Consider the following 23323-nt stretch of genomic DNA (forward strand, 5'->3'; position numbering starts at 1 on the left):
TACCCGCCGCGCCCCGCCCCCCACCAACCGCCGGGGGGCGGGGCACCGGGCTGCACCCCCCGCCCCTCTTCCCGTATCGGGGACCGGCTACGCGGCGAGCCTCTGCGCCACGAGCTCGGCGATCTGCACGGCGTTGAGCGCGGCGCCCTTGCGCAGGTTGTCGTTCGAGATGAACAGCACGAGCCCGCGCCCCTCGGGGGCCGACTGATCCTCGCGGATGCGGCCCACGAATGAGGGATCCTGGCCAGCCGCCTCGAGCGGGGTCGGCACGTCGCTCAGCTCGACGCCCGGGGCCTCGGCGAGCACCTCGCGGGCGCGGTCGGCGGTGATGGACCGGGCGAACTCGGCGTTGATGGAGAGCGAGTGCCCGCTGAAGACCGGCACGCGCACGCAGGTGCCCGCGACGCGCAGCTCGGGCAGCTCGAGGATCTTGCGGCTCTCGTTGCGGAGCTTCTTCTCCTCGTCGGTCTCCCCCTCGCCGTCGTCGACGATGGAGCCGGCGAGCGGCAGCACGTCGAACGCGATGGTCTTGGTGTAGACCTCGGGGGCCGGGAAGTCGACGGCCGAGCCGTCGTGCACGAGCTGCTCGAGCTTGCCCGACTCCACCGCGGCGATCGCCTGGCCCGAGAGCTCGCGCGCGCCGGCGAGGCCGGAGCCGGAGACCGCTTGGAAGGTCGTGACGACGAGGCGCTCGAGACCCGCCTCCGCGTCGAGCGCCTTCATGGCGGGCATCGCCGCCATCGTGGTGCAGTTCGGGTTCGCGATGATGCCCTTGCCTGCGCTCACGACCCCGTCGATGGCGTGCGGGTTGACCTCGCTCACGACGAGCGGGATCGAGGGATCGAGGCGCCAGGCGCTCGAGTTGTCGATGACGATCGCACCGGCCTCGGCGAACTCGGGGGCGTACTGCTTCGAGGCGGCGCCGCCCGCCGAGAAGAGCGCGATGTCGATGCCGCTCTTGTCGGCGGTCGCAACGTCTTCGACCGTGATCTGCTCGCCGCGGAACTCGAGCTTCGAGCCTGCGGAACGCGCGCTCGAGATGAAGCGGAGGCTCTTGATCGGGAAGTCGCGCTCGTCGAGGAGGCGGCGCATGACCGCCCCGACCTGGCCGGTTGCGCCGACGACGGCGACGTTGAAGCCCTGCTGATCAGCCATGTGGGTGTGGATCCTGTTCTGTCGGAGTCTGAAGTCTCAGCGGCCGGTGCCTGCGTAGACGGTCGCCTCGGTGTCGGCGTCGAGACCGAAGGCGGTGTGAAGCACACGCACGGCCTTCTCCATGAGGTCGGCGCGGGTGACCACCGAGATGCGGATCTCGGAGGTGGAGATCATCTCGATGTTGATGCCCGCCTCGAAGAGCGCCCGGAAGAGCTGGGCGGAGACACCCGTGCTGGTGCGCATGCCCGCGCCGACGACGGCGACCTTGGCGATCTGATCATCGTACTGCAGGCTCTCGAACTCGAGCAGGGCGCGCTCGGCCTCGAGCGCCTCGATCACGCGGCGGCCGTCGCCCAGGGGAATGGTGAAGGAGATGTCGGTGCGGTTGGTGTCGGCGGCGGAGACGTTCTGCACGATCATGTCGATGTTCGCGTTCGTCTTCGCGACGATCTCGAAGATCTGCGCAGCCTTGCCCGGCACGTCGGGCACGCCGCCGACGGTGACCTTCGCCTCGCTCTTCTCGAAGGCGATGCCGGTGATGATCGGTTCTTCCATGTGCTCCCCCTTCGGGTGCCCCTTGGCGGGGTCGTAGACGATGGTGCCCTCCTCGCCGGAGAACGACGAGCGGACGTGCAGGGCGACGCCGTGGCGGCGGGCGTATTCGACGGCTCGGAGGTGGAGCACCTTGGCGCCCGCCGCTGCGAGCTCCAGCATCTCCTCCGCGGTGATCGCGTCGATCTTGCGAGCGAGCGGCACGACACGCGGGTCGGTCGTGAAGACGCCGTCGACGTCGGTGTAGATCTCGCAGACGTCGGCTCCGAGCGCCGCGGCGAGCGCGACGGCCGTGGTGTCCGAGCCGCCCCGTCCGAGGGTGGTGATGTCGCGGGAGTCACGGCTGAAGCCCTGGAATCCGGCGACGATCGCCACCGCGCCCTGGTCGAGCGCCTCGCGCACGCGACCCGGGGTGACGTCGACGATCTTGGCGGAGCCGTGCTCGGCGGTCGTGATCATGCCGGCCTGGCTGCCCGTGAAGGAGAGCGCCTCGATGCCCATGCCCTTGATCGTCATGGCGAGCAGCGCCATCGAGATGCGCTCGCCCGCGGTGAGCAGCATGTCGAGCTCGCGCGGGGCGGGGATCGGCGTGCACTCAGATGCGAGGTCGAGCAGTTCGTCCGTGGTGTCGCCCATGGCGCTCACGGCCACGACGACCTCGTTGCCCCCACGCCTCGTCTCGACGATGCGCTTGGCGACTCGCTTGATGCTCTCGGCATCGGCGACGGACGACCCCCCGAATTTCTGCACGATCAACGCCACGCGGGTCCTCCTCGAAGTTTCTTCACCGAAAGTCCAGTCTATCGGACCGCGCCGGGAGCCCCGCGCCTCGTGGCTGCCGACGTCACGCGGCCTCGACCAGAGCGCACACCCAGACGCCGATGAGGGCTGTCGCGGCCATCATCAATGTGCAGGCCGCGAGCCACCACAGGCGCCTCCGGCGGTGAGGGATCGCGAACCGCAGCACGAGGATCACGCCGTAGAGCACGACCACCGCGACGGCGGTCGTCAGCGCCACGGGCACCGAGGGGCCGCCCGAGGCCGCGAGCATCACGAGCGGGACGAGGCTGGCCGCCGCCAGCAGGCCGCTCATGATCAGCCAGATGCGGCCGCTCGAGGTCTGCAGCGACGGCTGGTTGATCATCCTCGTGGGGTCCCTGCTCGGATCCCTCGCGAGATCGCCCGCGGGATCCCTATCGACATCCTTGCCGGGTTCCCCGGCCGGCCCGGATCCCGCGCTCATGTCCGCCTCTTCTCCTCGGGCTCCTCAGGCTCGGTCGACGAGCTCGTGCTCGGCTCCGCCGTCGGCCGTCATGCGGGCGCAGTTGGCGCAGCAGTAGATCGCGCCCTCGACCTCGACGCCGTGGCCCAGAATGCGGCAGCCGCAGTGGGAGCAGGCGGGCGCGATGAGGTGAACGGCGCATTCGAAGCTGTCGAAGGTGCCGGTGGTGTCGCCCCTCTGCACGGTGAAGGTCTTGTCGTACTCGTTGCCGCAGGTATCGCAGGTGGCCATCGTTCGCTCCTTTCTCGGAGATCGGTGTCGAACGATTCCAGCTTCGCTCCGACGACGATGCCCCGCCAAGGGGGTGGATACTCCGTCCGAGTGGGCGTATCCTCGCGCTGCCGCCCGCCCGGCCTCGCGCGCTACTCGACCTTGCGGCGCCCCTCGAAGGCGCGGCCGAGCGTCACCTCGTCGGCGAACTCGAGGTCGCCACCGACCGGCAGCCCCGAGGCGAGGCGCGAGACGGGCACCTCGATGCTCGTGAGCAGCCGCGAGAGGTATGCCGCGGTAGCCTCGCCCTCCAGATTGGGGTCGGTCGCGATGATGACCTCGCGCACCTCGACCTCGCCCGCTCCCGTGCCGAGGCGGCGCATGAGCGAGGGGATGCTGAGGTCGTCGGGGCCGATGCCGTCGATGGGGCTGATCGCCCCGCCGAGCACATGGTAGAGCCCGCGGTATTGGCGGGTGCGCTCGATGGCGACCACGTCCTTGGGCTCCTCGACGACGCAGATGAGGCTCTGGTCGCGGCGGGGATCCCTGCAGATGGAGCAGCGCTCCTGCTCGGTGATGTTGCCGCACACCTCGCAGAAGCGCACCTTCTCGCGCACCTCGGTGAGCAGCTCTGCGAGGCGCGTGACGTCGAAGTTCTGGGTCTGCAGAATGTGGAAGGCGATGCGCTGCGCCGACTTCGGGCCGATGCCGGGCAGCCTGCCGAACTCGTCGATCAGGTCTTGGACGATGCCGTCGTACACGGGTCAGGCCTCCAGTCGGGGCGGGAGCGGGCGCTCCTCGATGAATCGTGCGCCGAGCACCTCGCGCACCACGGCCTCGCCGTACCGGGTGAAGGCGGGCCGCTTCGCGGGCTTCGCCTCACCGTTCGAGGTTTCGGCTTTCGGGGCTTCACCGCTCGAGACCGCACCGCTCGCCTGCGGTGTTGCGGAGGCGACGGCGCCCGGCGCGGAGGCAGCCCCCGTGGCGGAGGTGGGCGTCTCCTCGGCGACCCGTGCCTCGGCTTGCGCGACCTTCACCGCGGCCTCGGCCACCTGCTCGGCCGCGGCGGCGACTCCGCCGGTCTGCGCGCCGGCGCCACCGCCGCCTGAGTCGTAGGGATCCCCTCCGGCGTAGGGGTCGTCTTCGCCGTAGGGATCACCGTCGCCGTAGAGGTCGTTCGAAGGGCCGTCGCCGTAATCGCCGGGATCGTACGCCTCGTCGACGCGCGCCCCGCCGACGCTCTGAGCGGCCGGACCGGGTGCCGGGGCGACCGGGGCCTGCGCGGGCGCCCTGGTCGCCGGAGCGCTCGGGGACTGCACCGTCGAGCGGGCTCCGGTTTCGCGGACGGGCTCGGCCTGAACCGCACCGCCTCCCCCGTGGGAACCGGCTCCGTCCCCGGAGCCCGATCCCTCGCCGGTGCCGGATCCCTCGCTGGAGCCTGATCCCTCGCCGTGGGAATCGCCTTCCCTGCGCGATCCGGCATCTCCGCCTGGGCCGGTCGCCTCCCCCGGCATCGGGTCTGCCCAGGCGGGTGCCGCGATGGCCGGGCCGAGTGCGCTCAGCCGCGCCGCGGCGCGCTGCTCGGGGTCGCTCGCGTCGGGCGTCGGCCCCGGCTCAGGGGGCGCGGTGCGAATGCTCTGCGGGGCGGGGGGCTGCTGGGACCCGGCTCGATGGGGCTCCTCGGCGTCGGCGCCCGCGGACCCGGCATCGCGCTGCGGTGGGCGCTGCGCGCCCTCGGACTCTCTCGTCGCGTTCGTCGCGGTCACGCGCTGCGGCACGTATTTGACGTTCAGGCCGATCGCCGCGCTGATCGTCTCACGCAACGGATCCGCACCCTTCGCCTTGAACGCGGCGAGGTCGGACTGCGATGCCAGGCCGATGGTCAGCACCTCGCCGTCGAGGCCGAGCGGCTGCACGACTCGCACGGCGTTCCAGGCATCGCGGTCGTTCTGCAGGATCTCCTCCAGCAGCTCGGGCCACAGCTCGACCAGGTCGTCGAAGCCGCCCGGTGCCGTCTCGAGCTCGTCGCCCGCACCGGCGGAGACCGACGGCGAATCTGCGCCGCCGGCCGGAGCCTGAGGCGCGGCCGGGGCGGTCGGAGCCTGAGGCGCGGCCGGGGCGGCCTGAGCGGCAGACGCTTGGAAGGCCGTCTCGCGGCCGATCCCCTCGATCTGCGTGCTGCTCAGCACGTCGGAGATGGGTCGGCCGAACGACGCGGCGCCCGCGTTGGGGTGGTGATCGCCTTCGGTCCGGTTCGCCTGGCGCTGCTGAGCGTCCGGCCCGGTCGGCTCGCCGCTCGCAGCGGCTCTGCTCGCGACAGCCCGCTTCGCTCCCGCCCCGGGAACGACGTCGTCGCCTTCGGCGCCTGCCGCCGCCCCGCTCCGAGAACCGGTGTCGCCGTCGGCATCGCTACCCGCGCTCGAAGGAGTGCCTGCGGAAGCGCCCGCCGGATCCTCCCGAAGGAAATCGCGGATCGATGCGGCCGTCTCGGCAGCATTCGGCGCGGCCGACGGCCCGGTTCCTCCCGCGAACCCCAGCTCGGGCTGCGCGGGCGCGCCGGGATTCGTCACGGCACCGCGAGCCGCGGCAAGCGCCGCGAGCGGATCGGGGCGAGGATCGCTCTGCGCGCTCTGAGAAGAGACCCCGCCACCCGTCGGTGCAGCTGGAGCGGCGCTGCGCGAGGACGCGGACGCGGGCGACCCCGGAGGGGCAGCCTGCTGGGGACCGCCGCGGTGCGCGGCGGGAGCGGAGCCGGCCGCAGCCGCAGGGCCGCCCTGCGCAGCGGCAGAGGCAGCAGCAGGGGCAGCCCCCCCGAGCGCCGCGACCCCCTCGACCGGGCCCTGCAGCAGCGCGCGCGCGATCATCAGTTCGAGTTGCAGACGCGGCGCCGTCGCGCCGGCCATCTTGTCGAGAGCCGCGCTGACGGTGTCGGCGATGCGCGACAGCTCGCCGCGACCGAAGGCCTGCGCCTGCTCGAACATGCGGGTGAGCTGATCCTGCGGCACACCCCGGAACACGGCGGCCGCACCGTCGACGGTGGTCGCGCCCACGACGATCAGGTCGCGCAGCCGTTCGAGCAGATCCTCGACGAAGCGCCTCGGATCCTGCCCGGTCTGCACGACACGGTCGGTCGCTCGGAACGCGGCAGCGGGGTCGTGCGTGCCGAGGGCGATCACCACGTCGTCGATGAGCTCGGTGTGGGTGAAGCCGAGCAGGCCCGCCGCACGCTCCGCGGTGACCGTGTCGCCCTCCGAACCGGCGATGAGCTGGTCGAGGATCGAGAGTGTGTCTCGCACCGAACCCCCGCCCGCCCGCACCACGAGGGGCAGCACGCCGGGCTCGACCCCGACGCCCTCGCTGTCGCAGAGCGACTGCACGTAGTCGATGAGCGTCGCCGGCGCGATGAGCCGGAACGGGTAGTGGTGCGTGCGCGAGCGGATCGTGCCGATGACCTTGTCGGGCTCGGTCGTCGCGAAGACGAACTTCACGTGGGGCGGCGGCTCCTCCACGATCTTCAACAGCGCGTTGAAGCCGCCGGCCGTGACCATGTGCGCCTCGTCGATGATGAAGATCTTGAAACGATCCCTCGCGGGGGCGAACACGGCCCGCTCGCGCAGGTCGCGCGCATCGTCGACACCGCCGTGGCTGGCCGCGTCGATCTCGACGACGTCGAGGGATCCGCCGCCGTCGCGGCTCAGTTCGACGCAGCTCGGGCACACCCCGCACGGGTGATCGGTCGGCCCCTCGGCGCAGTTCAGGCAGCGCGCGAGGATGCGCGCCGACGTGGTTTTGCCGCAGCCGCGCGGGCCGCTGAAGAGGTATGCGTGCCCGATGCGGCCGGTGCGCAGAGCCGTCATCAACGGTTCTGTCACCTGGGACTGGCCAATCATCTCGGCGAAGCTCTCGGGCCGATATCGGCGATACAGTGCGGCAACCACGGAGTCCATGCTACCGGCGGCCTCCGACATTCTCCCGGGGCGTTCGCCCTCGGCGGGAAGGATCCCTCAGCCCGCCACGAGCCGCCACGACTGTCGGGCGATCTCCGCCTCCTCGTCGGTCGGCACCACGAGCACCTCGACGCGGGAGGCATCGGTGCCGATCCGCCTGGGGCCCGCGGCCGCAGCCTCGTTGCGCGAGGGATCGATCTCCACGCCGAGCCACTCGAGGCCACCGCAGATCCGCGCCCGGATTCCGGCGTGGTTCTCGCCCACACCGGCGGTGAACACGAGCGCGTCGGCGCCGCCCAGCACCGCGAGGTAGGCGCCGATGTAGTGGCGCGCGCGGTGGGCGTAGACGTCGAGCGCGAGACGTGCGGCCCCGTCTCCCGCTTCGGCGGCCGCCCACACGTCTCGGAAGTCGTTCGACCCGGCCAGACCCGCGAGGCCCGAACCTCGGTTGAGCAGCGCGTCCAGTTCGTCGGTTTCGAGCCCGGCTCGCAGCAGATGGAGCAGCGCCCCGGGATCGACATCGCCGCCGCGCGTGCCCATCACGAGCCCTTCGAGCGGCGTGAAGCCCATCGAGGTGTCGACCGAGCGGCCCCCGTCGATCGCGCAGGCCGAGGCCCCGTTGCCGAGATGCAGCACGATCTGCCGCAGCGACTCGATGGGACGCCCGAGAAACGCGGCGGCCCTGCGCGACACGACCTGGTGCGAGACCCCGTGGAATCCGTAGCGCCTCACGCCGTGCCGATCCGCAACATCCCGGTCTATGGCGTAAGTGTATGCACGCTGAGGAATGGTCTGGTGGAACGCGGTGTCGAACACCGCGACGTGCGGCACGTCGAAGCGCGCGCGTGCGGCCATGATGGCCTGGTACTGGCCGGGGTTGTGCAGCGGGGCGAGCGCCCCCAGCTCGAGGATGCGATCGGCGACGCGGTCGTCGATCAGGGTCGGTTCGAAGAACTCGCTGCCGCCCTGCACGACGCGGTGGCCCACCGCGCGGATGTCGAGGCCTTCGACGGGTGTGCCGCACGCGGCGAAGGCCTCCACCATCGCCGAGAAGCCCGCCGTGTGGTCGGGCACCGGCAGCTCGCGCTCGAAGCGCGCGCCCGCCGATCCCTCGCCCTCCGACCGGTGCACGATGCGGCCTTCGGACCCGCGCTGCCCGATGCGCTCCACGAGGCCGGCGGCCGACCGCTCACCCGTCTCGGCGTCGACGAGCTGATACTTGATCGACGACGAGCCCGCGTTGATGACGAGGACGTTGCTCATGCCGGTTCCTACTCCCTGGATTCGCGGGCGGGGGCGCCATCGGACGCGGAGCGACCGGCCTGCACCGCGGTGATCGCCACGGTGTTGAGGATGTCCTCGACGGTCGCGCCGCGGGAAAGGTCGTTGACCGGTTTGTTGAGACCCTGCAGCACCGGTCCGACCGCGACCGCCCCCGCCGAGCGCTGCACGGCCTTGTAGGTGTTGTTGCCGGTATTCAGGTCGGGGAATATGAAGACGGTCGCGCGCCCCGCCACCTGCGAGCCGGGCATCTTGGAGGCGCCGGTCGCCGGGTCGCTCGCGGCGTCGTACTGGATCGGTCCCTCGATGGGCAGGTCGGGGCGGGCTGCTCGCGCGATCGCGGTCGCCTCGCGCACCTTGTCGACGTCGGCCCCCGACCCCGAATCCCCCGTCGAGTACGACAGCATCGCGATGCGGGGCTCGACGCCGAACTGCGCGGCGGTCTCGGCGCTGGAGATCGCGATGTCGGCGAGCTGCGCCGCGGTCGGGTCGGGGTTCACGGCGCAGTCGCCGTAGACGAGCACACGATCCGCGAGCGCCATGAAGAAGACGCTCGACACGACCGAGACCCCCGGCTTCGTCTTCACGAACTCGAGCGCCGGTCTTATCGTGTGAGCCGTGGTGTTCGCGGCGCCCGACACCATCCCGTCGGCGTACCCCAGCTGCACCATCATCGTGCCGAAGTAGCTGCCGTCGGCCATCGTGTCGCGCGCCTGCTCGAGCGTCACGCCCTTGTGCGCACGCAGTCGCGCGTACTCGTCCGCGAAGCCCTCTCGCAGCGACGACGTCTGCGGATCGACGACCTCCGCGGCGTCGATCGCCAGGCCGAGCTCGCCGCCGCGCTTGCGCACCGCGGCCTCGTCGCCGAGGATGGTGAGTCGAGCGGTGCCTCGCGCGAGCAACGTGCTCGCCGCGCGCAGGATGCGATCGTCGTCGCCCTCGGGCAGCACGATGTGCGCGTTCGTCTCGGCGGCCCGCTCGAACAGCTCGTAGGCGAACATCACGGGCGTGCGGATCCCGCCGCGGTGCAGCCGCAGCCGCTCGCGCAGCAGGGCCGTGTCGACATGCTGCTCGAACAGCGCGAGGGCCGTATCGAACTTGGCCGGCGATTCCTCGGTGAGCAACCCGCGCGCCTGCGTGATGCGCTGCGCCGTCTCGAAGGTGCCGAAGCGCGTGCGCACCACCGGCAGCGTCGAGGAGACGCCGTCGAGCAGCCGTCCCACGTCGGCCGGCAGCGCGAAGTCGCCGTTCAGCACTACGGCGCCGATTGTCGGGAACGTCGGAGCCTCGTGCGCCATCGTGACGGCGAGCAGGGTCTCGGCGCGGTCGGCCGCGATCACGACGACCGATCCCTCGATCAGGCGGGGCAGCACGTGCTCCATGGACATGCCCGCGACCACGACGCCGCGCACCTCGCGCGCCAGCAGTTCGACGCTGCCGCGCACGAGCTCGCCCTCGACCGCCTCGACCACCGCCGAGACGGGCGGCGCGACGAGCAGCAGCTCCTCGGGCAGCACCCACACGGGCGCATCGCCCGAGATCTTGCCGGCGGCGACCTTCGAGACCTCGGTCTCGATCTCCTCCGCTCGCGAGGGATCGGCCCGGTTCACGAGCACGGCGACGACCGTCGCGTGCTCGGCCCGCAGCTCCGCGGCGCCGAGCTCGGCGATCTGCGCGATCTGGTGGGGCGTGCGCGCCGGCAATTGCCCGAGCATCTCGGGCTCCCCACCCGCGCGGCCGCTCAGCACGAGCATGACCGGGGCATCGAGGTTCGCAGCGATGCGCGCGTTGTACGACAGCTCGGTCGGCGCTGCGACGTCGGTGAAGTCGGAGCCCACCACCACGACCGCGTCGCAGCGCGCCCTGAGCGCGTGGTACTGCGCGACGATCCGCGTCATGGCACCGTCGGGGTCGGCGTGGGCCTCCTCGTAGGTGACGCCCACGCAGGCCTCATAGGGAGCGTCGGCCGTAGCACGTGCCCGCAGCAGCTCGAGCACGCGGTCTCGCTGCTCGGCCGAGCGGATGAGCGGCCTGAAGACCCCCACGCGCGGGGCGTCGAGCAGCAGCGCGTCGAGCACGCCGAGGGCGACAGCGCTCTTGCCCGTGCGCCCCTCGGCCGAAGTCAGGTAGATGCTGGCTGTCACCACTCCAGCCTATGGCGCTCACCTGAGCGTCGGCGATCCCCTCGCCCGCGCGGCAGGCCCGCCCGGTCGGGTGTTCGGACAGGATCCCTCGCGCCCGCAAACGCGAGCAGGGGCCCCGCCGTAGCGGGACCCCTGCTCGAGGAGGAGGACTCTGCTTAGAAGTCCATACCACCGGTCGGATCGCCGGCGGGAGCCGCTGCGGGCTCCGGCTTGTCGGCGACGACGGCCTCGGTGGTGAGGAAGAGGCCGGCGATCGACGCGGCGTTCTGCAGCGCCGAGCGGGTCACCTTCGCGGGATCGAGGATGCCCTGCGCGACCAGGTCGCCGTACTCGCCGGTCGCGGCGTTCAGGCCGTGGCCGACCGGGAGGTTCGCGACACGATCGGCGACGACGCCCGGCTCGAGGCCGGCGTTCTGCGCGATCTGGCGCAGCGGCGCCTCGATGGCGGTCCTGACGATCTTGGCGCCGACGGCCTCATCGCCCGAGAGCTCGAGCGACTCGAAGACGGAGGCACCGGCCTGGATCAGGGCGACGCCGCCACCGGGCAGCACGCCCTCCTCGACGGCCGCCTTCGCGTTGCGCACGGCGTCCTCGATGCGGTGCTTGCGCTCCTTGAGCTCGACCTCGGTGGCCGCGCCCGCCTTGATGACGGCGACGCCGCCGGCGAGCTTAGCGAGGCGCTCCTGCAGCTTCTCGCGGTCGTAGTCGGAGTCGGTCGACTCGATCTCGCGGCGGATCTGCTGCACACGGCCCTGGATCTGCTCCTCCTCGCCGCCGCCCTGCACGATGGTCGTCTCATCCTTGGTGATGATGACCTTGCGCGCGGTGCCGAGCATGTCGAGGGTCGCGTTCTCGAGCTTGAGGCCGACCTCCTCGGAGATCACGGTGCCGCCGGTGAGGATCGCGATGTCCTGCAGCATGGCCTTGCGGCGGTCGCCGAAGCCCGGTGCCTTGACGGCGGCCGACTTGAAGATGCCGCGGATCTTGTTGAGCACGAGGGTGGCGAGCGCCTCTCCCTCGACGTCCTCGGCGATGATGAGGAGCTGCTTGCCCGACTGGATCACGGGATCGACGACGGGGAGCAGGTCCTTGATGTTCGAGACCTTGCTGTTGACGATGAGGATGTAGGGATCCTCGAAGACCGCCTCCTGGCGATCGGCGTCGGTGACGAAGTAGGCCGAGAGGTAGCCCTTGTCGAAGCGCATGCCCTCGGTGAGCTCGAGCTCGGTGCCGAAGGTGTTCGACTCCTCGACGGTGACGACGCCCTCCTTGCCGACCTTGTCGATGGCCTCGGCGATGAGCGCGCCGATCTGCTCGTCGGCGGCCGAGATCGACGCGGTGGCGGCGATCTGGTCGGTGGTCTCGATCTCGTTGGCGTTCTCGAGAAGCTGAGCCGAGACGGCTGCGACGGCCTTCTCGATGCCCTTCTTGATCGCGATGGGGTCGCTGCCCGCTGCGACGTTGCGCAGGCCCTCGCGCACGAGCGCCTGTGCGAGCACGGTAGCGGTGGTGGTGCCGTCGCCCGCGACGTCGTCGGTCTTCTTCGCGACCTCCTTGACGAGCTCCGCGCCGATCTTCTCGTAGGGATCCTCGAGCTCGATCTCCTTGGCGATGGAGACGCCGTCGTTGGTGATGGTGGGAGCGCCCCACTTCTTCTCCAGCACGACGTTGCGGCCGCGCGGGCCGAGCGTCACCTTCACGGCGTCGGCGAGGGTGTTGAGACCCCGCTCGAGCCCGCGACGCGCTTCCTCATCAAACGCAATCATCTTTGCCATGTAATTCGCCCCTCCCGGCGTATCAGTGGTGGTGGGCACCGCGCGGCCGGAGTGAGCTCCGGTGCGCGGCTGTTTAGCACTCAGTCGGTTCGACTGCTAAAACCAATCTTGGCACTCAGACACCGAGAGTGCAAGAAATCGCGCTCGCGGACAGCGAACAGGTGGAGAGGCCTATTCGACGGGGGCGTCGGTCGAGGGATCGGCCTCGCCCGCAGCCCCGTCCGCGGCGGCCTCCTCGGGTGCGGGAGCCTCTGCCTGAGCGGCCGCGTCGGCGCCGGGGCCGGCGTAATCGGCGCCCAGCAGCACGATGAGACGGGCGCCGAGCTCCGCGTACTCCTCGGTCGCGTAGGTGGATACGCCGCCGAGCTTCTCCGCGAGACCTCGCGCCGCCGCCTCGTCGGCCGGATCGCGGTAGAACACCGCCGAGATCTCGACGTTCGAGTCGGCGATCTTCTCCGAGAAGAGGATCTGTCCCCAGCCCTCCGCGGTGATGGTCTGGTCGACGCTCGCACCGAGATTGGGGATCTGGGTGCCGTCGAGCACGGCGACCGTCGCCGCCGGGTCGAGCACGGCGGGCGTCTCGGACGCCCTGGGCTGCGAAGCTGTGCTCGTGCTCTTGATCGGCCCGCCGCTCCCGCCGCCGCCCTGCACGATGATCACGCCGATCGTCGTGAGCAGCGCGAAACCGAGCAGGCCGACGATCAGGTACTGCCAGATATGGCGCGGGCGCGCCGTCACCCGGTGCACGCCGACGCGACCGCTGCGCGGGATCCGGTCGAAGCGATCCTCGGGGTACTCCTGACGACCGCTGCGACGCGTCTCGGCGTCGACGTTGCTCTGCGCCACGCTATCCCCTATGTTCCTACCGACCGTGGACCGCCGCATTCGCGGCACCGTACCAGCGTACCCCGACTCCCCCGGGGCTCCCTGAAGCCGAGGCGAGGGATCCCTAGCCCTGCGCCTGGTAGGCCTCGAGCGACTCGGGCGCGTAGATCGCACGGGCGAGGCCGTCGATCACGTCGGGGATGCGCGTACCCCCCGCGAAGAGCACCGAGTCGTCTACGTCGATGATGCGGCGGTGCTCGCCCGCGGAGGTGAGTGCGATGCTCGGCTGCGCCGAGAGAAGCCCGTCGACGCCGCCCGCGCTCTCGAGGCCCTTCGTCATCACGATGATGATGTCGGGATCCATGCCGATCAGCGCCTCCTCGGTCATCGGCTTCTCGCCGACGAGACCGATCTCCTCGGCCACGTCGATCGCGCCGACCGAGCGGATGAGGCTGTCGATGCCCGATCCCTCGCCGAAGAGGTAGAAGACGCCCGCCGTTCCCCGCACGTAGAGGAACGCGACGCGCGGCAGCTTCCCTGGATCGCTCGGCAGCAGGCCGCGCACCTCGGCCTCCTTGTCGGAGATGGCCTGCCGCAGCGTCTCGATCACGGTCGGAGCCGCGTGACCCACGCCGAGCGCATCGGCCACCTGCTGCGCCGTCGCGTAGCTCGTCTCGGCGTCGACCGCGCGGTCCACGGTCACGACGGGAACTCCTGCGTCGCGCAGCTGGAGCACGACGTCGGTCGGGCCGATCGAGCCGTCCGTGATGATGAGCGTCGGGTCGAGGGCGAGCACGCCCTCGGCATCGATCGAGTGCCCGTCCTTCGTGATGACGGGCACGTCCTCGGATCCGGGGAAGACGGTCGAGACGTCGCGGCCCGCGATGGAATCGGCGAAGCCGAAGGAGACGACGAGCTCGCCGACCGACCCGCTCAGTGAGAGCGGCACGATGCGCGACACATCCTCGACCGTGACCTCCGCGTCGCCCGTGCCGTCGCGCGAGACCACCGTGACCGGCAGCTCGCTCTCCGGCGCCTCCGCGAGCGGCGGAATGCTCGGACCGCCCACGACCGCGTGCGTCGGCCCCTCGTGCGCTGTGGGATCGGCGATCGGGTCGAGCTCGCCGAGCGGCGGGAGGTCGACCTGCTGCTCCGCTGCGCCGTCGCCGACGGGCGCGCCGGTCTGGCAGCCGGCCAGGCCGAGACCCGCCAGGGCGAGCACCGCGACCGCGAGGCCCTTGCGCATGCGTCCCAACCCCATCGAGCTTCCTCCATCCGCCGAATCGCCGCGCTTAGCCTATCCCAACAAAGGTAAGATGAACTGCGGACTTCGAAGATCCAGCACATCGCCGCGCCGGCGGGCCGATCCCCGCGGGCGCGTGTTCACGAAGGCAGCTCAAGCGCGTATGACCTCACCCTCGTCCTCCCCGACGACCCGTCGCGCCACCGCAAAAGTCGCACTCTTCTCGGCGCTCATCGCGGCGCTCATCGTCTCGGTGCTCGTGTCGGCTGGCACCGGTCAGCTCCCGATCCCTCCCCAGGAGGTGCTCGGCTCGCTGCTGCACAAGGTCGGCATCGGCTGGCTGCCCGTGCCGACGCATCCGACCGGTGACGCGACGCTGTGGGCCATCCGCTTCCCCCGAGTCGCCATGGCCGCCCTCGTCGGCGCCGCGCTCGCGGTGTCGGGTCTGCTCATGCAGGCCATCTTCGGCAACCCGCTCGCCGAACCCGGCGTGATCGGCGTGTCATCGGGCGCCGCCGTCGGCGCGGGCCTCTGCATCGTCTTCGGCCTCACCTTCTTCGGAGAGTGGACGACCGCCGTCTTCGCCTTCGCGTTCGGTCTCGGCGCCACGCTGCTCGTCTACGCCATGAGCCGCGCGGAGGGTCGCACCGAGGTCGTCACACTCGTGCTCACGGGCATCGCGGTCAACGCGATCGCCGGGGCCGCCATCGCGCTGCTCACCTTCCTCGGCGACACGCAGTCGCGCGAGCAGATCGTGTTCTGGCAGCTCGGCAGTCTCGCGGGCAGCCGCTGGTCGCAGGCGCTCATCGTCGCCCCCGTCGTCGCGGTCGGGCTCATCGCCGCCTACGCCGCGGCGCGCAAGCTCGACCTCCTCGCGCTCGGCGAGCGCAACGCCCGCCACCTCGGCGTCAACGTCGAGGCGCTCCGCATCGTGATGATCTTCGTGGTCGCGCTGCTCACCGGCGCAGCCGTCGCCTTCGCCGGCATCATCTCGTTCGTCGGCCTCGTGATCCCTCACCTCATGCGCATGATCCTCGGTCCCGCGCACCTGCCGCTCGTCACCGCGTCGGCCCTCGGCGGCGCACTGCTGCTGACGCTCGCCGACCTCGGGGCGCGCACGATCGTGCCGAACGCCGACATGCCGATCGGCATGCTCACGGCGCTCGTCGGCGGCCCGTTCTTCTTCTGGCTGCTGCGACGCACCCGCAAGCGAAGCGGGGGGTGGGGCTGATGGCCGCCCGCCACTTCGCTCTGCCCGAGCGCCCCGAGTCGGGCGACGTCGTCTGCGCCGCCGAGGCCGTGACGCTGTCGCGCGGCGGCAGGGTGCTGCTCGACTCGGTGTCGATCGAACTGCGCGCAGGCGAGGTGCTCGCGCTGCTCGGGCCGAACGGCGCGGGCAAGTCGACGCTGCTGAGCCTGCTCTCGGGCGATGTGGCGCCCGACGAGGGATCGGTGCGCTTCGGCGGGCGCGACATCGACGAGTGGTCGCTCTCCGATCTGGCCCGCCGCCGCAGCGTGCTGCTGCAGGACAACCAGTTGCTCTTCCCGTTCACCGTGCTGCAGGTGGTCGAGATGGGGCGCGCGCCGTGGCGGCGCACTCCCCTCGAGGACGAGGACAACGAGGCCATCTCCGAAGCCATCTCCTCGGCCGACATCGCCCACCTCGGCACTCGGCGCGTGCCGTCGCTGTCGGGCGGCGAGCGGGCGCGCGCCGCGTTCGCGCGCGTGATGGCGGGGCGCACGGGCGTGCTCATGCTCGACGAGCCGACCGCCGCCCTCGATCTCGGGCATCAGGAGTCGGTGCTGGGGCTCGCGAGGGATCGCGCCCGCTCGGGCGACGCCGTGCTCGTGGTACTGCACGACCTCAATCTGGCGAGCGCGTACGCCGACCGCATCGCGCTGCTGCGCGACGGGCGGATCGCGGCGTGCGACGCCCCCGAGCAGGTGCTCACCTCGGAGATCGTGTCGGAGGTCTACCGCACGCCGGTCGAGGTGATCCCCCACCCGGAGACGGGCAGGGGCATCGTGCTGCCGCTGCGATCCCTCGCCTGAAGGATCCCGCCGCCGGACGATGCTGCGGGTGCGAGGGATCCTTCGCACCGTCGCCTCACCGACTGCGCTGAGAGGCACCGCGTGACGCAGAGTGCCGGTCGAGCCGCGGAGAGCAACCGTGACGCTCAGCGGGGGAATACTCGGGCGGAGACCGCCTGCACGTCGCGATCGATGTGGTCGAGTCGGCTGCTGACGGTGTCGAGTTTCGCGTCGAATTTCGCGTCCATCGCCCCGATCTTCGCGTCCATCGCCCCGAAGCTCGCGTCGACGGCTTCGAAGCGTGCGCCGGTCTCGGCACGGAAGGAGGCGATCTCGCCGCGCAGCGCTTCGAACTGCGTGTTCATCGTGCGCACGAACAGCTGAGAGATCAGCGCGATCATGCCGATCAGCGTCGCCGAGAACACGCTGATCAGGGTCCACACCTGGGGCTCGGACATCGCGATCACCTTCTTATTGTGCCATCCTGTGCGGCCATTCTGGCAGTCGTCGTCGCAACCCGAGATCCCGCTGCGGCCAATGTGGAAAAGTCGTCGCGAATCTTGTCTTTTCGCCAACTGTGGACGGACAAGGAGGCGAGTCGACGGACTCTCGGATCGACGGCAGGAATCCTCACCCCGTCGGCCGGGCACTTCCCTCGCGGTGCGGACACCGCGAGGAGCCCGCAGAGGACGGCATCGGCCGGCTACTCCGCGGGGGTCTCGCCGTCCTCGGCCTGGGGCGCGTGCGGGGCGGGCCGCTTACGCCCGCCGATCAGCATGCCGACGGTGATACCGATCACGACGAGCGCGACGGCGCCGACGACGATCGGGAGCCACGGGATCTGCGCGGATCCCTCTTCCGCGGGAGCGGCGGGTCCGGCGGTCGGCTCCTCGGTCTCGGCCGTCGCAGCGGCGGACTCGCCGAGCTCGCAGCCCGACACCGTCGCTGTGAGCGTGACGGGGTCGAGCTCGTCGCCCGCGACGTAGCTGCCGTAGTCGCCGTTGAAGGCGGCGGCGCCCTCGGAGGTCAGCCGCGGCACCGCCCCGGCGATCTCCAGTTCGGAGCCCGCGGTCGACAGGGATCCCTCGAGGTCCATCTTCGCGACTCGCACCGATGCGGCCTGAACCGCGGCCGCGTCGCCCTGATCCGTGGCCCCGACGGTGAGCGCGAGGTACGCCGTGTCGACGCCCTCGAACTCGATCACCGGATCCCTCAGGTCGAACTGCAGCGCGCCGTCGTGACCCGTGAAGTGCACCGCTCCGGTGAAGGAGATCGCACCGGAGTCGAGGGATCCCTCGACCTCGCCCCGGCTCTGATCCCAGATGAACTCGGGCGTCTCGTAGCGCATGTCATCGCTCACGGTCCACTCGCCGTTCGCGATGCTGCCGCTGATGTAGGAGCGGAAGCTCTCCTTCACACCCCAGCGCAGCTCGGCGGAGTCCACGCTGCAGTCGCCCGAGCCCTCGGCGGGGAGCGGCGCCGCCGAGGCCGCGGCCGGGGCGGCGAGGAGGGCGACCGCGAGGGATCCCGCCGCGATCAGACCCTTCCAGACGGTCAGCGTGCGTCGGATCTCTGCCTCGCTCTCGGCCCGAGTCTCAACCTCGGTCCTGGGCTGGGTGATGCGCATCTGGGGTCCTTCCTGGGGAGAATCAGGCCTACACTATCGGGCGCGCGGAGACCGGCACGAATGTGCCCGATCCTGCCTCCGCGGGCGGGTTCGCGCGGGCGGTGCGCTTGGTGCGTCGCGCCCGCCCGCTCGACCTCACTCGCCGCTCGCTTTTCGTCGCTGCGCGATGACCAGACCGGACGTCGCGCCCGCGATCAGGAGCAGGGCGATGGCAGCGCTCCACCAGACCCAGAGGGGAGCGCCGGTGTCGCCCAGGCCAGCGGACATCGCCTGCGTCGCGTCGATCCTCGCGGTATCGCCCGAGATCTTCTTCGAGGCCTTGTCCGCTTCAGCGGCCTTCTTCTTGTCGAGCACGGTGATCACCTGGCCGACATCGATGCTGCCCTGCAGGGTGATCGTGTGCTCACCGGGCTCGATGTCCTCCGGGATCGTGCCGATCCAGCGCACGATGCCCGACTTGTTGGCGCCGGCATGCTCGTCGAGAACGATGGGGTCGGAGTACATGACGACGAGGATGTCGCGCTCGTCGGGCTCGAAGCCAGAGGCCTCGATCTCGATCTCACCGCCGGGCACGAGATCCTCGGCATCGGTGAGCACCGTGATTCCGCTGGTCGTCGGGGGCTTGGAGGCCGCCTTCCGGTTCTGCGGCGCGAACGCCGACGTCACGGACGAACCTCCGCAATTGACCGCGCCCGCGGCGCCCACGGTGAACGAGAGGGAGTCCATGCCTAGTGTCCCTCCGCCGCCGTTGCCGCCCCCGGAGATTCCGCCGGCCACGGGAACGCCGCTCCAGGTCACGGAGCCGTCCGCGTTGGTCACCGGGGCTCCCAGGCTGAGGCCGAAGGTATGCCCGCCCGCCGAGATGGTCCCGGCGCGCGTGTTGATCACGGGATTGGAGAAGGTCTCGCTCAGGAGGCCACCGTGGCCGCGGTAGCTCACCACGCCCGAGTAGCTGACGATACCGGTCTGCGCGTAGCTGTCCCAGCTGCTCGACTGCCCGAAGACGTACGCCCCGCAGACGCCCTGAGCCGAGACCGAGCCCTTCGCGATGCGCCCGGTCACGTAGCTCGCGAACGCCGAGGAGACTCCCCAGGAGAGGGATCCGGCCCGCTTGCCGCTCGCATCCGCGACCGGCGGAGCGGGGGCGGGCGGAGTCGGCTTGTCCGGGGCTGTGGTGCCCGCGAGCTTGTTCCACTGCTCCTGCGTGATGCTCACGTCGCCGCGCGTGTAGATGGTGCTCGCGTCAGGTGTCGAGTGCTGTCGCCAGATGATCACCTCGTACTGCTTCTTCGGGTCGAGCTTGTCCTTCGTCGCGAGCAACGTGAAGGTCGACGCTCCGTTCTTGACGACCGGGAATGGCAGAGCGAAGGCGGCGTAGCCGCCGTCCATGCTGAGGCCGTTCTCGGTTCCGCGCTCGATCAACGCCCCGTAGACCTCGCCGTCCGTCGGCAGGTTCTTCGCGGTGACCTTCACCTCGAGCCCTGAGGCGGAGACGGAGGCCACAGCGTTCACCGACGGCTTCACCTGGCCGAAGACGGCCTCCCAGTTCTGGGCGGAGACCTGGATGGTCGAGGAAGCGATCTTGCGGTCGGCGATCCTGCTCCAGTCGGCCCCGCCGAATGCCAGCACCTCGTACTGCTTGTTCCGGTCGAGCTTCGACGGTGCCGCCTTCAGTTCGGTCTCGAACTTTCCGGCGACCACCGCCCCCTTGGGAAGGAAGACGTAGCGGACGGCGTCGGCATCGCCCGAGATGGACTTGCCCTTCTCCACGATCGCGACGGTAAGTCCGTCCTCGACCTGCGCGTCGAGCAGATCGGCGCCCGCAACGCGCACGTCCAGGCCTGTCGAATCCGCGGCGATCACAGTTCCGGAGACGGCCGCGGCCTTCTGGGTGAAGCTGATCGGCACGAACCGCTCGTTCGCCGGCTGCACCCAGTTGCCGTGCGCGCCCAACGTGAACACCGCGAGCGTGCCGCCCTCGAGTTTCTTCGCATCCAGCGCGGCCTTGTCGACCGTCACCGTCCACGAGAAGGACCCCGTACCGTCGTCGGCCTTCGTCCATCCGGGCTGACCGGGGAACCCAGAACCGATCCAGGAGGAATAGGCGCTCGCGCGCTTCGACGATCGCGTGTCGGCATCGGAGACCGGAGTCCACTCGCCTTCGATGATCCAACCGATCTGGACGTACACACCGCTCGGGTTGATCTCGTACCCCGAACCGGTCACCGTGATCTCTTCACCCTCGGGATCCAGGCCGCTCGACTTCGAAACGTTCAGCTGGGCCCCGGCGGGCTCGGGCTCCGCGAACGTGATCGCGGTGAACGTGCTGAACGGTGCGTACGTCGACCCGGACCCGCCGTAGGTGCGAATGCCGTACACCGCGCCTTCGGGGGCGCCCGCGACCGGCACGGGCTTCAGCTCAGCTTCGAACGCACCGTCGACCACGGGTATGGCGGCCGCGCCCAGTGCGGCCACGTCCTCCGGTGAGACCGCCCACCTCGTCAGCTCGGGGCTCGACGTCGACCCGCCCTTCCAGGTCGCGCCGTCGTAATAACCGAACTGCACATAAGCGCCGCCGAACTTCCCCTTCAAGGGCATCCGCGTGCCGTCCGTGGCCGGCGGATTCGGGGTGAACCCCGAACCGATCACCGTGATCGTCTCACCCCCTGGGTCCACACCGGCGGTCTTCGACACCGCCACCGACGGCGTGGCGGGCTCCGTCGGCGGGAACACCTGATCCCATTGAGCCGACGACACCACCAGCGCACTATCGGCAAGATTCGTGTCAGCGGCGGGATTGGTGTGGCGCTTCCACACCAGCACCTGCAGTTCCTGACCCTTCGTCAGCTTCGCCACCGGAACAAACACATCCAGCGTGAACGCGCCGCTCTCCGGCATGTTCGTCTTCGTCATCGTGCCCGTCGCCAGGAAGTCAGACGCGATCGCCGCCTCCGGATTCACCGACGCCGGCAGCACGCCCACGTGCACGCCGTTCGGCAACGACTCCCGGTCCAATCCCGAGACATCGGCCGTCACCACCAGGCCGGTCTCGCTCGCAGACTTCACCGCGACCGAAACCGCGGGTGTCGGGGTCGCCGGAGGGAACACGAGATCCCACTGCGCCGACGACACCGCGAGATCCTGCTGACCGACCTTCACCTCGTCGGTCAGGAACCCGTGCGCGAACCAGGAGACCAGCACGTACTCCTTCGTCGGGTCCAACGAGCGGATCACCGCCCCGCTGGTCCTGTCGAGCTTCTCCCGCGGAACCGTGATCTCACGCGCCACCGACCCATTCACGAAATCAGACGGCCGCAGATACGCCTCCACCATGCCGGCACCCGCGTCAGAGCCGTACTCGCCGACACGATCCTTCTCGATGACGCCCAGATACGCGCCGAACTTCCCGGCGGGGATCGTCACGCCGTCGAGCCGCACCGAGACGGTCAACCCGGTCTCCGAGGCACCCGTCACCTCACCGGCGACCGACGCCACCGGCACCGCCGGAGGGAACACGAGATCCCACTGCGCCGACGACACCGCGAGATCCTGCTGACCGATCTTCACCTCGTCGGTCAGGAACCCGTGCGCGAACCAGGAGACCAGCACGTACTCCTTCGAGCGGTCCAGCGAACGAATCGTGTTGCCGCTACTGTCGAGCTTGTCTTTCGGCACCGTGATCTCCCGCGTCACCGAACCGTTCACGAAGTCCCCGGGGCGGAAGTACACCTCCACCATGCCCGCGCCGGAATCGGTTCCGTACTCGCCGACGCGGTCCCTCTCGATCACACCCAGATACGCGCCGAACTTCCCGGCGGGGATCGTCACGCCGTCGAGCCGCACCGAGACGGTCAGCCCGGTCTCCGAGGCACCCGTCACCTCACTCGTGATCGTCGCGGCCTGAGCAGAGGTCTCAGTAACCTCCACCGCGGGAGCTTCTGCTGCCTGCGGGGCGGTCGGCGCCGACTCTGCGGGCGCATCCGCGGGGGCCTCGGCAGGCGCCGGGGTCTCCGCGACGGGCGCGGGGGCCTCCTCGGCAGGAGCGGGCGCGGGAGCCTCCTGAGCCGGAGCGGGCGCGGTCGGCTCGGCGTCCGACGCAGCCGGAGCGGCGGGCAGCTCCTCGGCGGAGGCGGCGCTTCCGCCGAGGAACGCACCTCCCGCGACCAGAGCCGATACCAGCAGTGCGGCTATCGTTCCGCGTGTACCCCGGCGTGCAAACATGCGCAAGCTACTCCTTGTCAGGGGATGAAAAGTGCGACCCCGCAGCTCTGTCGCGGGCGCAGATCGGATCGAAGTTAGGCTTACCTATCCTCAAGACCCTTCGTAAAGTCTGACGAATATCATCAGATCTTGCAAGTCCGCCCCGCCGAGGGAGCGACCCGCGAGAGATCCCTAACCCGAACAGCACCGGTCCGTGGGGCACGATGGCTACCGCGGGGCACGTTGTTACGCCTTATACGGCGCCCCACGAGCACGAACACGCCCCACGACGCAGTCGGGGAGCCATCGCCCCCTTCGGGAGCCACCCGTACACTAGCAGCGAACCCTGCGGAGGGAGCACGAGGAGAGACATGAGCAGTCCGATCGACCCCGAGAGCAAGAGAACCGCCGAGCCCGAGACCAGCCCCGCCGCCGTGCCCGAGCCGGCCGCGCGCCTGGCGCCATCGCGGCCCGACCGCCGAGCCCCCGCGCACCTCGGGAGAGACCGGCGGCAGTCCGCGTTCGACGCGCTCCGGGATCGGCGCTCCCACTCGAAGGTCACGGAGGAGGCGCCGGATCGCAAGGAGCTGGAACGGCTGCTTTCCGCGATGAACTCGGTCGCCGATCACTCGAGCCTGCGCCCCTGGCGCATCATCGAGCTGCGCGGCAAGGCCCGCAAGAAGCTCGGCAAGGCGCTCGCGAAGGCCTGCGACGGCGACAAGAAGAAGTACATCGCGAAGGCGAAGCGCGCGCCCCTCCTCCTCGCCATCGTGGTGAGCCCGAAGAAGGACAAGATCCCCCTCTGGGAGCAGGAGGCGGTCGCGAGCGGCGTCGCGCACTTCCTCGGCCTGCTGCTCGACGAGGCCGGCTGGGGCTCGATCTGGCGCACCGGATCCCTCACCCGCACACGACCCGTGCACCGGGCGCACGGACTCGAGCCGCACGAATACCTGCTCGGCTGGCTCTACGTCGGCGGCGTGCCCGAGCGCGACCGCAAGCCGAAGCCGCGCAAACCCCTCGACCTCTCGAAGCACCTCAGCGCGCTGTAGCG

The 23323-nt window shown here is 70.3% G+C and carries 17 protein-coding genes; 3 read left to right on the top strand and 14 right to left on the bottom strand.

Going from position 1 to position 23323, the window contains the following annotated elements:
* Positions 1-87: 87 nt before the first annotated feature.
* From J4H91_RS08295 to J4H91_RS08345, 11 genes are all read right to left on the bottom strand, one after another.
* On the bottom strand, positions 88-1155 hold the full coding sequence (locus tag J4H91_RS08295) for an aspartate-semialdehyde dehydrogenase (protein WP_208045798.1): 1068 nt from the start codon (positions 1153-1155) through the stop codon (positions 88-90).
* Positions 1156-1191: 36 nt separating this feature from the next.
* On the bottom strand, positions 1192-2469 hold the full coding sequence (locus J4H91_RS08300) for an aspartate kinase (protein WP_208045799.1): 1278 nt from the start codon (positions 2467-2469) through the stop codon (positions 1192-1194).
* 82 nt (positions 2470-2551) lie between these two features.
* Positions 2552-2950 (bottom strand): hypothetical protein, encoded by a 399-nt coding sequence (locus J4H91_RS08305; RefSeq protein WP_208045800.1) that lies wholly within the window; start codon positions 2948-2950, stop codon positions 2552-2554.
* Positions 2951-2974: 24 nt separating this feature from the next.
* Positions 2975-3220, bottom strand: coding sequence for a hypothetical protein (locus J4H91_RS08310; RefSeq protein ID WP_208045801.1), 246 nt, complete (start codon positions 3218-3220; stop codon positions 2975-2977).
* A gap of 131 nt (positions 3221-3351) precedes the next feature.
* Positions 3352-3960: a recombination mediator RecR gene (gene recR, locus J4H91_RS08315; protein WP_208045802.1), complete on the bottom strand. Its 609-nt coding sequence runs from the start codon at positions 3958-3960 to the stop codon at positions 3352-3354.
* Positions 3961-3963: 3 nt separating this feature from the next.
* The gene (locus J4H91_RS08320; protein WP_424960834.1) at positions 3964-7089 is read right to left on the bottom strand and encodes a DNA polymerase III subunit gamma and tau; all 3126 of its coding nucleotides are present in this window, start codon (positions 7087-7089) and stop codon (positions 3964-3966) included.
* A gap of 114 nt (positions 7090-7203) precedes the next feature.
* Positions 7204-8409: an acetate/propionate family kinase gene (locus J4H91_RS08325; protein WP_208045804.1), complete on the bottom strand. Its 1206-nt coding sequence runs from the start codon at positions 8407-8409 to the stop codon at positions 7204-7206.
* A gap of 8 nt (positions 8410-8417) precedes the next feature.
* Complete coding sequence (gene pta, locus J4H91_RS08330; RefSeq protein ID WP_208045805.1) at positions 8418-10571, bottom strand: phosphate acetyltransferase; 2154 nt, start codon at positions 10569-10571, stop codon at positions 8418-8420.
* Positions 10572-10726: 155 nt separating this feature from the next.
* On the bottom strand, positions 10727-12346 hold the full coding sequence (gene groL, locus J4H91_RS08335) for a chaperonin GroEL (protein WP_208045806.1): 1620 nt from the start codon (positions 12344-12346) through the stop codon (positions 10727-10729).
* Between the two features lie 171 nt (positions 12347-12517).
* On the bottom strand, positions 12518-13192 hold the full coding sequence (locus J4H91_RS08340; RefSeq protein ID WP_341783485.1) for a LytR C-terminal domain-containing protein: 675 nt from the start codon (positions 13190-13192) through the stop codon (positions 12518-12520).
* 103 nt (positions 13193-13295) lie between these two features.
* Positions 13296-14432: a heme/hemin ABC transporter substrate-binding protein gene (locus J4H91_RS08345; protein WP_208045808.1), complete on the bottom strand. Its 1137-nt coding sequence runs from the start codon at positions 14430-14432 to the stop codon at positions 13296-13298.
* A 145-nt stretch (positions 14433-14577) separates the two neighbouring features.
* Here J4H91_RS08345 and J4H91_RS08350 point away from each other — a divergent pair, with 145 nt between their 5' ends.
* Positions 14578-15645, top strand: a complete 1068-nt coding sequence (locus J4H91_RS08350; RefSeq protein WP_208045809.1) for a FecCD family ABC transporter permease — start codon at positions 14578-14580, stop codon at positions 15643-15645.
* On the top strand, positions 15645-16466 hold the full coding sequence (locus J4H91_RS08355; RefSeq protein ID WP_208045810.1) for a heme ABC transporter ATP-binding protein: 822 nt from the start codon (positions 15645-15647) through the stop codon (positions 16464-16466). The genes J4H91_RS08350 and J4H91_RS08355 overlap by 1 nt, the downstream gene beginning before the upstream one ends.
* Before the next feature lie 125 nt (positions 16467-16591).
* On the opposite strand, the gene J4H91_RS08360 is transcribed toward J4H91_RS08355, so the two are convergent.
* The 3 genes from J4H91_RS08360 to J4H91_RS08370 form a co-directional block, all read right to left on the bottom strand.
* Entirely contained in the window at positions 16592-16903 is a 312-nt protein-coding gene (locus tag J4H91_RS08360) for a hypothetical protein (RefSeq protein WP_208045811.1), read from the bottom strand.
* 245 nt (positions 16904-17148) lie between these two features.
* Positions 17149-18072 carry an HtaA domain-containing protein gene (locus J4H91_RS08365; RefSeq protein ID WP_208045812.1) on the bottom strand — a complete coding sequence of 308 codons (924 nt, stop codon included), beginning with the start codon at positions 18070-18072 and terminating at the stop codon, positions 17149-17151.
* A 135-nt stretch (positions 18073-18207) separates the two neighbouring features.
* Positions 18208-22293: an HtaA domain-containing protein gene (locus J4H91_RS08370; protein WP_208045813.1), complete on the bottom strand. Its 4086-nt coding sequence runs from the start codon at positions 22291-22293 to the stop codon at positions 18208-18210.
* A 434-nt stretch (positions 22294-22727) separates the two neighbouring features.
* Here J4H91_RS08370 and J4H91_RS08375 point away from each other — a divergent pair, with 434 nt between their 5' ends.
* The gene (locus J4H91_RS08375; RefSeq protein WP_279543786.1) at positions 22728-23321 is read left to right on the top strand and encodes a nitroreductase family protein; all 594 of its coding nucleotides are present in this window, start codon (positions 22728-22730) and stop codon (positions 23319-23321) included.
* The last annotated feature ends 2 nt before the right edge of the window (positions 23322-23323 follow it).

This window comes from Leucobacter ruminantium (assembly GCF_017565705.1).
Lineage (GTDB): Bacteria > Actinomycetota > Actinomycetes > Actinomycetales > Microbacteriaceae > Leucobacter > Leucobacter ruminantium.